Source organism: Terriglobia bacterium (assembly GCA_036496425.1).
Classification (GTDB): Bacteria; Acidobacteriota; Terriglobia; order 20CM-2-55-15; family 20CM-2-55-15; genus 20CM-2-55-15.
Genome location: DASXLG010000078.1, coordinates 1 through 9,990 on the forward strand (window position 1 = coordinate 1; position 9,990 = coordinate 9,990).

Consider the following 9,990-nt stretch of genomic DNA (forward strand, 5'->3'; position numbering starts at 1 on the left):
CCGAAACTGGTCGGGGTACTCGATCCTCTATGACAAGTTTTTTTTCAGGGAGGTGTATTTTTTTGCTTTCTCGGCGCTCTTATGTATTAGAGGGCTATTTTTCACAAGTACAGGCAAAGGCGGTTGGAGCCGCCTTTGGAATCGAACGGGTTTGGTGCGTTCAGGAGTAGCACATCAAACCGGGGAGACAACATGAAATGAGCAATCCGCACGAAATGGGGCCGGCGGCGTTTGTTGAACCGCTGACCATGTTGAAACCGAACGGCACTCGTTACGAAAGGCTGCCGCATGTCGAAGCCCAGCTGCGCTGGGTCGTTGGGCTGGTGGAGTCGCTACTGATACTGGAAGTGCCTGATCTGTACAGCGAATGCATCGTGTATCTGATCCGCCGCGGAAAGTCCTTCGGCGAAGAGCTTTATGCCCGGCTGGTGGAGGAGCTCATGGCCCGCCTCGAGCGTCAGGCGCGATGGCTGGTTCGGCATCTTGGGGAGGATGCCATCCAGGACATCTGCTCGGACGTCCGGTTGGAGACTCTGAAGCTCATCCTCCCGGCCAAGCTCGACGAAGGCGCCGATTTTTTCGAGGTGGTTTTCGCGCCGGGCGTCCAAGCGCGAACCTGCGATGCGAAACGCCGTTATCAACGGTCGCTCACGGGCGGCCGGCGGGAACAGGATGACATAGTCGAGGCGGATGAGGAATCCGACGATCTGGATCGGCTGAAGCGGCTCGAGGACGGACGGCCGAACCCGGAAGCGGAGGCTATCGTGTCGAGCAATCAGGCACTCTGCCGCGGCGCGCTCGAGAAAGTGCGCGGCAAATTCGATCCGGAGTATGTGGAAGCAGCGCTGTTGTTCCACTGCGAGGACGTGCCGATGTTCTCGAAGGATCCGGAAAAGGACTCGATTGCGCGGCGGCAAGAAGTCTCGAAATCCACAGTCCAATACCGGATCGATACCGTCATGAAGGCGCTGCGCAACCTTTTAATGGGAGAAGGCGATGAAAACTAAACTTTCGTTCGAGGCCATCTGCCATCAGATCCTGATCGAGGAGCAGACGCCGAGCAAGGAAGCCCTGAACCGCTGGCAGCAGATCTACCCGGGATACCGCTATGCGATTGCCGAGTTTTTCGACGAGTGGGCCACGTCGCCGGGTACGGCGCCGGAACACGAGATCGCGCTCGGCCCCGAGGCAAAGGCCGCTATACAGAAGGATGTCGCCTACGCGCTGGATGTTCTGCGCCAGCAGGGGCGGCTGGTCCCGCAAGACCTGATCGTACCGCTGCGGCCGTTCGATCAGCTGGTGCTGACCGCGGTCGTGGAGCTGAGCGGCCGGGGCGACGGCGCGGATATTACGGAAAAGGTCAGTGAAATTTGCGGCAGGGATGTCCTGCTGGCATCCACGATCGCATCGCTCCACCGGCTCGAGAGCCAGAAAATGCTCCAATGGCGGCTGGCCGACCCGGTCAGGGAACCGGAAAACGAGGGCGTGCGGTACTTCATGACAACCATGGCCGGGGAGCGTTCTCTTGCTCAGGCGCAGGCGACAGCCGGCGCTGTGGCCGATTTTCTGGGAGAATTCGCATGAAAAACACACGTTTTGTTTCGGGACTCGAGTACCTTCTGCCGCACGGCGTTCGCCAGGCTCAGTGGGCCGGATTGAAAAAGCGGGCCCGTACTCCGCTGCGGCTGGCGATCGAAACCCTTGCGCTATTGCCCGCGGAGTATCGCAAGCAGGTGGTGGCGGGCTTCAATCTGTATTCCACCATCGGCTCGGTGGCGCTCACGGTGTTCTGTTTTGGCACCTCCAGCCTATCGGCAGGTAAAGCGATGGTGTGGATCGCGGTCATCGGCGGCCTGCAAGTGTACGACGGATACAGGTACGGAGCCAGGAGACGGAAAGGCTTATCGCAGACGGCGGACGATTTCCTGACGGCCGGAGGTCAGGGCTGCATGGCCCTGGTTTCCGTCCTGGCGGCGCAGGCATTGATGTTGAAGGCGGAGCCGTCGTGGGCGCTGCCCGAAGCCGACCTGTGGTGCGGCGCGGCGCTCTGCATTCCGCTGCTTTCCGTGCTGAGACTGGTTGTGATGCACCGGCCCGAACCGGACCGGCAGCCGGCGGACAGCGCGAAGATACCGCTCCCGGTCCTTTACAAGCGCGTCCGCCGGCTGACGGCGATGTGGTGGCTGACGTTTTATTTTCTCGTCGCGGTGAACGTGACCGATATTCCGCATTACTGGCCGGACTTCCTTCGCGGCTTCTGCCCGCTGGCGACTTTCACTCTCTGGCAGGCATCTGCAAAGATCGCATTGATGAGGGGGCCCATCATCCTGACGTTATTCACCAGCGAGAAGGTCCAGCTCGAGCGGATGCTGGCCAATCTGGCGCGAGAACTCTCGAAAGGCGAACCATTGCGTTTGTTCCATATCGCCATGGAGGGTTTGATTTACCTTCAGATCGCCCTGTCAATGGCAGACGCGGTCCTGCCATGGCTTTCCGATCACGGGCACGGAGCGACGCTGTTCCGGACCGTGGGGGTTGTGATCACGACATCGATTTCGGTGTTGTCGTGGATATATGTGAAGCACGCCATCTACGCTGTCGGGGATAAGCTGCAGGCCGAGCTGGAAGCGATTTGATGGCAACACGTTGTGTGAGCGACCCCCTGCCGGCTCCGCCGGCTCTCCCCCTTATCAGGGGGAGAGTGGACTGTCCCCTGATAAGGTGCGAACATACAATGTTCAGCCATGAAGTATCGTACAAAGCTGCGGGTGGGTTTTCTGTGTGCAGGCATCGGCGTCAATGTGATCTCGCTGATTTTCCTGTATCAGCTGGCGCACCGGTATCTGCTCAATGAATTTCGAAGCAAGGTTCTTTCCATCGCTTCGACCACGGCGACGGCGGTTGACGGAGATCTGCACGCGTCGATCCGGACACGCGCCGATGAAGACTCTCCGCCGTACATCTCACTGCGAAGCCTGCTCCGGCGCATCCGCGACCGGAACCGGAATGACGGCAACTATGTGAAGTACATCTATACGCTGCGGCCGCTGGCCGGCAACGCGAACAATCTCGGCTATGTGGTCGATCCGGAGGAAGACCTCAAGGAGCATGCGCACGTCGGCGATGTCTTTCCGTATCCCGGGGAAAAGCTCTACGTCAACCATGCTTACGTGGATCAGGACTTCTTCACGGACAAGACCGGAACCTGGTTGTCCGGCTATGCGCCGATCCGGGACAGCGCCGGCATGCTGGTGGCGATCGTCGAGGTCGATATCTCCGCCAACAATGTGCTGGCCGATCTGCGGCCTTTATTGTGGGCCGCCGCCGGATCGGTCGTGATCTCGCTGATCCTGGGCTTCGGCGTGACCTTCTGGCTCTCCGACCACGTGGCGCAGCCGCTGGTCGCCCTGCGCGCGACACTCGAAAGAATCGGCAAAGGCGACCTGGACGTCAAATCCGACACGCATAAGAACGATGAGTTCGGAGATGTGACCCGGGCCATCGATAAGATGGTGGACGGACTGCGCGAACGCGAGATGGTGAAGACCGCTTTCGCGCGGTATGTCTCGCAGCAGGTCATGGAGAGTATCGTGAGTTCAGGCCAGGTTCCGGTTCTGCACGGCGACCGCCGGCGGATCACGGCGTTATTCTCCGACATCCGCGGCTTCACCACGATTTCCGAGACCCGTACACCGGAAGACGTTGTCGAGCTGTTGAACGAATACTTCCGGGCCATGGTGGACATCGTGTTCCGCCATCACGGGACGCTCGACAAGTTCATGGGTGACGGACTCATGGCCATCTTCGGGGCGCCGGCCGAAGATCCCGATCACGAAAAACACGCGGTCCTTGCCGCGATCGAGATGCAGAGCGAGCTGAGACGGTTAAGCGTGAAGTGGGAAATCCAGGGGCGGCCGAAAATTAACATTGGTATCGGGATCAATTCCGGACACGCGATTGTCGGGAACATCGGTTCGGAGGCGAGGATGGAATACACGGCCATCGGGGATACGGTGAACATTGCGTCGAGACTGGAAACGGCTACCAAGGAATTTGCCGCCGATATTCTGATCAGCGAGTTCACGCATGATGCGGTGCGCGGCCACTTCGAGGTGAAGACGATCGGGGACGTCCATGTGAAAGGCCGCGCGGAACCGATAAAGACGTACGCCGTGCTGCATGGAGTTCAACCGGGTGTGTGAGCGACCCCCTGCCGCCGCTTCGCGGCGTCTGTCCCCCTGTATCAGGGGGACAGACACACACCATGTTGAATTACAGCAGGGTTTCGTCGAGACGTGATGGGGCTCTTACAGCGACGGGCGGTGGCGGTTCGAGTTCTCCGCCTTCAAGAAATTCCTGCAGCTTTTCTTTGGATCCGAAAAAATTTTTGATCAGCAGATCCAGGGCTTCATCCCGTACATCCGTGAAATCGATCGCGGGATCGTAGTAATGGGTGCGGGAGCGGAGCGTGCGGCTGAGACAGCCCTTGTGATAGAGCCGGTCCATGATGGTCATGACGGTGGTGTAGGCGAGCTTTCGTCCGGGCCGGATGGATTCCTGAACATCACGGACGGTAATTGGACGGCTCCGCCAGACCGCTTTCATGATGTCCAGTTCAAGCGCGGTCAGCATTACGTTTCCAACGCTTCGGAGCCCAGAAGTTCGACCATTTCGCGCGCGCCTTCCTTACCCGGGGCGTGAAGAGGAATCGAGCGAACGCGGAAGGTGAGCCGGCGGCGGGCCAATCGGACGGCGATGGTATCGCCGACGTGGACTTCCCGGCCTGCTCGCGCCTCCTGTCCGTTCACCGTGACTCGTCCTGCGTCGCACGTGTCTTTGGCGAGCGAGCGGCGCAGGATCACGCGGCTCCACTTTAAAAAGAGGTCGAGACGCATCCGGTCCATTGCGGGCAGGCCTGGCGATTTTTATTTATTTTCGGAAACCTTCTCCGCAGCCGTGGCCGAGTTGGCATCTACGTAACCGTCGGCAACCCGGATGAAGCCCTCGTTGCGGAGTTTCGTCAGATACTCCTTCTCCTTGGGCGGGAGCGCCTTGCGCCAGAGCAGATCCTGGATTTCTTTTTGCGCAAGCTCGAACGGGAGGATGCCTCCATTGTGCTTTTCGTCCAGCTTGATGATCATGAAAGCGCCCTGAACCGGAAGAACGTCGGTCACCTGCCCTTTGTCGAGTTTGCTGACGACGGCTTCAAGGGAAGGCGACAACTCGCCCTTGGTCCAGAAACCGAAGTCGCCTCCGTCGGCCGCAGTCTGAGATTCGGAATACTTGGAAGCAATGGTCGCAAAATCTTCACCTTTCTTGACGGCGGCTAGAGCTTCCTCGATTTTCTTTTTCTGGCTGGCGATTTCGTCCGGCCCACGGTTCTCGGTCAGAACCGTGATTTCGCGCAAATGAATGCCGGCGGGCCGGTCGAAGTCCTTCTGGTGCTGGTCGTAGTATTTCCGCACGTCCTCATTTGTGATCGTCACACGACTGAAGACTTCGCGCTGCATGACCGTCTGCGTCAGGTACGAGGTGCGGATATTGTCTTTAACTTCGTCGACCGTATACCCCTGAGAAATGATTTCTTTTTCGAGGGCCTCCGCCGACGCCAGCTTGCGGTCCAGCCGCATCTTTTCCATCGCTTTGATGACTTCCAGGTCGGCGGTGATGCCCAGCTCTTTAGCTTGCTGAAGCAACAGCTGCTCGTCGATCATCTGTGCCAGCGCGCCCCGGGTCTGCTCTTTGATGGCCTGGTCCAGTTGTGCGCCCTTCAGTTTCTGGTCTTTGGCCAACTGCTGGCGGATCTCATCGACTCGCTTGTCGTACTCCGACTTCAGGATGATGTCGTTATTGACCCAGGCGACAATCGATTCGATGTTTTTCGTGCCCGTAAAGACATTTCCGGTTGTCTGGTTCGGGGTCTGAGCCTTAACGGCAGGGGTCTGAGCCCTGACAGCAACGGACGGAATCAGCAACACAGTCCCGGCCAACATAGCCCGGGCGGCAATCTTTTGAAACATAGGCACTCCTCAATGTAGCGCTCATTTTATCACGCCAGATCGCGCAGAACGCTTTCCAAACGGTTGAACAGGTCCGCCGGCCGCGCCGGCGGCTGGAGCCGCAATGTAGCCGGAGGAGCAAAAGTGACGCCATTTCCCCCACCCACAAGTTCCACCACCCGCTCGGGATCGATACGGGCGGTCTCGTGGAACTTGATATCGATGCCCTGAGCTGTTCTTTCAATAGAAGTTACGCCCCGGGCGCGGCCGAGAACCCGAAGCCTGGCGTATTCCAGCAAATTGCGCACCGGCAGCGGCAATTCTCCGAAGCGGTCCTCGAGATCCCGATAGAGGTTGTCCAGGTCCGCTTCGCTGCGGGTCGAAGCAATCTGCTTGTAGATGCGCAGCCGGGGCACCTCTTCCTCGATGAAGTCGGGCGGAATTTTCAAGTCCACGCGCAGGTTAATCGCCGTCTCGACTTCCGGCAGGACTTCTCCGGTGCGAACCTCCTCGATCGTTCGTTCCAATAACTGGCAGTACAAGTCGAATCCAATGGCCTCGATATGTCCGTGCTGCTGGCCGCCCAGCAGATTTCCCGCACCGCGCAACTCGAGATCGAGTGCGGCGATGCGGAACCCCGCTCCTAACTCGCTGAATTCCCGGATCGCGGCGAGGCGCCGGCGCGCGATCTGGGTCAACGTCTCATCAGACGGAACCAAAAGGTAGGCGTAAGCACGGCGATTGGATCTTCCCACCCTTCCGCGGAGCTGATACAGCTGCGAAAGGCCGTAACGGTCGGCCCGGTTCACGATCAGGGTATTGGCCAGTGGTATGTCGAGACCATTTTCGATGATGGTCGTGGCCACCAGGACGTCGAACTCGTGGTGCATGAAGCGGGTCATCACGGTTTCGAGTTCCTTCTCGCCCATCTGGCCGTGAGCGACACCCATGCGGGCTTTTGGACAGATTTTCTGCATGAAGGTGGCCAGCGAATAGATCGACTCGACGCGATTGTGCACGACGTACACCTGGCCGCCGCGATCGAGTTCGAAGTTGATCGCGTTTTCAATGACGGCCGGTTTGAACTTCACGACGACGGTTTGAATCGCCAGGCGGTCGCGCGGCGGCGTTTCAATGACGGACATATCGCGCAGGCCGCTGAGCGCCATGTTGAGCGTGCGGGGAATCGGCGTCGCCGTCATGGTGACGACGTCCACCTGCTTCTTGATCTGCTTCAACCGCTCCTTGTGCGCCACTCCGAAGCGCTGCTCTTCGTCGATGATCATCAAGCCGAGATCCTGAAACTTGATGTCTTTGGAGAGCAGGCGGTGCGTGCCGATGACGATGTCGACTTTGCCGGCTTCGATATCGGCCACAATTTTTTTCTGTTCCTTCGGGCCGACAAAACGGCTGAGCATGACAACCGAGACCGGAAACGCGGCGAATCTCTCTTTGAAGGTTTCGAAATGCTGGTAACAGAGAATCGTGGTGGGAGTCAGCACCGCGACCTGTTTGCCGTCGTTGATCGCCTTGAACGCGGCGCGCATGGCCACTTCGGTTTTGCCGTAGCCCACGTCACCGCAGACCAGGCGGTCCATCGGCAATGGCGACTCCATGTCTTTTTTTATGTCCGCAATGGCGGTCAGTTGATCCGGCGTCTCATCATATTGGAAGGCTTCTTCGAATTCCTTTTGCCACTCGGTGTCGCTGGAGAAGGCGTAGCCGCCGGCGACCTTCCGCTCGGCGTAAAGCTTCAGGAGTTCCTGAGCCATATCCTTGATGGCACGCTTGGCGCGGGTCTTCCGCGCTATCCAGGTGGTGCCGCCCAGCTTATCGAGCTGCGGTTTGGCGCCTTCGGTCGAGGAATATTTCTGGATCAGATCGAGGCGGTCGAGCGGAACGTAGAGGCGGTCGCCGCCCTGGTACAGCAGGACCATGCATTCCCGCTCGTGAACCAGCGTCAGGCCGTTGTAGGTTCCAATGCCGTGATCGATATGCACCACGTAATCGCCGGGCTTGAGATCCTGAAGGTCGGAGACGAATGACGAAATCTTCTGGCGGCGGCGATGTTGCGGCGCGAGATGTTCCGACTCATCGAAGATGTCGGTCTCCGCATAAACTTCAAGGCCGATATCGGGCAGGCGGAAACCCCCGGAGATCCGGCCGATGCCGATAATCGGCACGGTGGTGTCGTCCGGCGAACGCAGCGGTTGCTCGCCGAATTCGCAGCGAAATGGAATTCCGTACTCGTGGACGATGTCGCGGAGACGTTCCGCCATGCCGACGGTGCTGCCGAGCAGGACGACTTCGTGTCCGGCTTCGTGCGATTTCCCGATGACTTCAGCCATATCTTTCACGCGGCTATGAAACTTCACGCTGGGCTGGCCTTTGACAAAGAAGGCGCTGCCGGTGGAGCCCAGTTCCTCCAGGTGCAATCGACGGTTGTTGGCCGCCAGCTGGCGAAGCTGATCCGGCGACACGAAGATATCCCCGGGCGGGAGCACCACGCCCCCGGCATCGCGGGTTTGCTCATAGCGCTGCCCGAGCGCATCGAAGAACTTTTGATGCGCCTCATCGACAACCTCGGGCTCATCCAGAATCAGAATGGCTGGATCGGCATAATCGAGCAGCGTGGCCTCCATCGGCCGGACCAGCGGCATTAGATAGGACGCGCCCGGAAAGAGTTCGCCGTTATCTGCAAAGACAAGCTTCTCGTTGAGGTCTTTTTGAAAGTCCTCATCGGGCCAATGCTGCCGGGCCCGGCCGCCCCAGTCGCGCAGCATTTCTTTGGTGATGACGGTGTCCTGCATCGGCAGGAGGTCGATGTACTGCACGGGTCCGCGGGAGCGCTGGTCGTCCAGATCGAACTCTCGAATGGAATCGACGCTGTCGCCGAAGAACTCGATCCGGACGGGATTGCGCATTAACGGGGAAAAGATATCGACGATTCCGCCGCGCACCGAAAACTCTCCGGGCGAGCTCACCGGTTCCTGCCGCAGATAGCCGGCATTCGTGAGGTGCTCGATAAGCAGTTCGGGCGACAGATCTTCGCCGCTCGTCACGTGCAGGCTGTAGGTGTCGAATTGCGCGGGTTGAGCGAGCCGCGTCGCCATGGACCGGATCGACGTGACGACGATGTCGACCTGCTTGTTGCGCAACCGCCAGAGGGTCGTCGCGCGCGCCTGCTGGATATCGGCGTGTGGGGTCAGACCGGCGTAGGGATCGGTTTCCCAGGCCGGAAATGCGCTGACGCGATTGCCGCCATTCGAATTCAATTCGCCATGGAAATACCGGATATCGGTTGCCAGCGCTTCGACCGCCCGATCCTGGGGAGTCACCACGATCACAGGGCGGCGCAGCGAATTCCACAGGCCGGCGATAAAGAGAGCTCGCGAACTCCCGGTCAATCCGGAGACGATGACGTCGCTTTCGCCGCGCAGAGTCTCGGCCGCAATCCGCCGGAAATCGGCGACGTCTGAAATACGGCCGATGATTTTATGAATTCGCTTTTCGAGGATTTCCATTTGCAACGCCGTATCGATCGAGCACGCGTTCGACAATTCCCGTGGTCGAACGGCCCTGAACCAGAGCGAGCGCGACAACCTTTCCGCCCCAGCCTTCGACTTCCGGCTGCCCCACGATGTTGGCCGTCCAATCGGCGCCTTTCACCAGGATATCCGGGTGGATCGCCAGAATCGCTTCCAACGGCGTGTCTTCGTCGAACATGCAGACAAAGTCGACGGGCTCCAATCCCGCCAGCAACTCCGCACGCTCATCCTGCGGAATAATCGGGCGATTCGGGCCCTTCATGCGCGCGACGGAAGCATCAGTATTGATGGCCACCACCAGGGCGTCGCCCAGGGCGCGGGCACGGCTCAGTAAATCAATATGCCCGGAATGCAGGATGTCGAAGCACCCATTGGTGAAGACGATCTTTTTGCCGGCTGCCTGAAGATTGCGGACTTCCCCGGCTACAGCTTGGAGGGATGCG

At 59.2% G+C, this 9,990-nt stretch carries 9 protein-coding genes; 4 read left to right on the top strand and 5 right to left on the bottom strand.

Annotated elements, in window-relative coordinates:
* The first annotated feature begins 197 nt into the window (after nt 1–197).
* The 4 genes from VGK48_05760 (at nt 198) to VGK48_05775 (ending at nt 4,202) form a co-directional block, all read left to right on the top strand.
* Nucleotides 198–1,007: a hypothetical protein gene (locus VGK48_05760; protein HEY2380672.1), complete on the top strand. Its 810-nt coding sequence runs from the start codon at nt 198–200 to the stop codon at nt 1,005–1,007.
* Nucleotides 997–1,584, top strand: a complete 588-nt coding sequence (locus VGK48_05765; protein HEY2380673.1) for a hypothetical protein — start codon at nt 997–999, stop codon at nt 1,582–1,584. Before VGK48_05760 ends, VGK48_05765 begins: the two co-directional genes overlap by 11 nt.
* Nucleotides 1,581–2,636, top strand: coding sequence for a hypothetical protein (locus tag VGK48_05770; protein HEY2380674.1), 1,056 nt, complete (start codon nt 1,581–1,583; stop codon nt 2,634–2,636). Before VGK48_05765 ends, VGK48_05770 begins: the two co-directional genes overlap by 4 nt.
* A 108-nt stretch (nt 2,637–2,744) precedes the next feature.
* Nucleotides 2,745–4,202: an adenylate/guanylate cyclase domain-containing protein gene (locus tag VGK48_05775; GenBank protein ID HEY2380675.1), complete on the top strand. Its 1,458-nt coding sequence runs from the start codon at nt 2,745–2,747 to the stop codon at nt 4,200–4,202.
* A gap of 70 nt (nt 4,203–4,272) precedes the next feature.
* On the opposite strand, the gene VGK48_05780 is transcribed toward VGK48_05775, so the two are convergent.
* The 5 genes from VGK48_05780 to rfaE2 all read right to left on the bottom strand — a co-directional run.
* Complete coding sequence (locus VGK48_05780) at nt 4,273–4,632, bottom strand: BlaI/MecI/CopY family transcriptional regulator (GenBank protein HEY2380676.1); 360 nt, start codon at nt 4,630–4,632, stop codon at nt 4,273–4,275.
* Nucleotides 4,632–4,904 (bottom strand): RNA-binding S4 domain-containing protein, encoded by a 273-nt coding sequence (locus VGK48_05785; protein HEY2380677.1) that lies wholly within the window; start codon nt 4,902–4,904, stop codon nt 4,632–4,634. Before VGK48_05785 ends, VGK48_05780 begins: the two co-directional genes overlap by 1 nt.
* Before the next feature lie 21 nt (nt 4,905–4,925).
* A complete protein-coding gene (locus VGK48_05790) occupies nt 4,926–6,020 on the bottom strand; it encodes a peptidyl-prolyl cis-trans isomerase (GenBank protein HEY2380678.1) in 1,095 nt (364 codons plus the stop codon).
* A gap of 29 nt (nt 6,021–6,049) precedes the next feature.
* Nucleotides 6,050–9,523 carry a transcription-repair coupling factor gene (mfd, locus tag VGK48_05795; GenBank protein HEY2380679.1) on the bottom strand — a complete coding sequence of 1,158 codons (3,474 nt, stop codon included), beginning with the start codon at nt 9,521–9,523 and terminating at the stop codon, nt 6,050–6,052.
* Nucleotides 9,495–9,990 (bottom strand): D-glycero-beta-D-manno-heptose 1-phosphate adenylyltransferase (gene rfaE2 / locus VGK48_05800; protein ID HEY2380680.1); only part of this gene is annotated, 496 nt, incomplete at its 5' end. The genes mfd and rfaE2, both read right to left, overlap by 29 nt.

What these genes read in the sequence shown, in the direction of transcription:
- VGK48_05760 (HEY2380672.1), top strand. Translation starts at nt 198, where the DNA reads ATGAGCAATCCGCACGAAATGGGGCCGGCGGCGTTTGTTGAACCGCTG.
- VGK48_05765 (HEY2380673.1), top strand. Translation starts at nt 997, where the DNA reads ATGAAAACTAAACTTTCGTTCGAGGCCATCTGCCATCAGATCCTGATC.
- VGK48_05770 (HEY2380674.1), top strand. Translation starts at nt 1,581, where the DNA reads ATGAAAAACACACGTTTTGTTTCGGGACTCGAGTACCTTCTGCCGCAC.
- VGK48_05775 (HEY2380675.1), top strand. Translation starts at nt 2,745, where the DNA reads ATGAAGTATCGTACAAAGCTGCGGGTGGGTTTTCTGTGTGCAGGCATC.
- VGK48_05780 (HEY2380676.1), bottom strand. Translation starts at nt 4,632, where the DNA reads ATGCTGACCGCGCTTGAACTGGACATCATGAAAGCGGTCTGGCGGAGC.
- VGK48_05785 (HEY2380677.1), bottom strand. Translation starts at nt 4,904, where the DNA reads ATGGACCGGATGCGTCTCGACCTCTTTTTAAAGTGGAGCCGCGTGATC.
- VGK48_05790 (HEY2380678.1), bottom strand. Translation starts at nt 6,020, where the DNA reads ATGTTTCAAAAGATTGCCGCCCGGGCTATGTTGGCCGGGACTGTGTTG.
- mfd (HEY2380679.1), bottom strand. Translation starts at nt 9,523, where the DNA reads ATGGAAATCCTCGAAAAGCGAATTCATAAAATCATCGGCCGTATTTCA.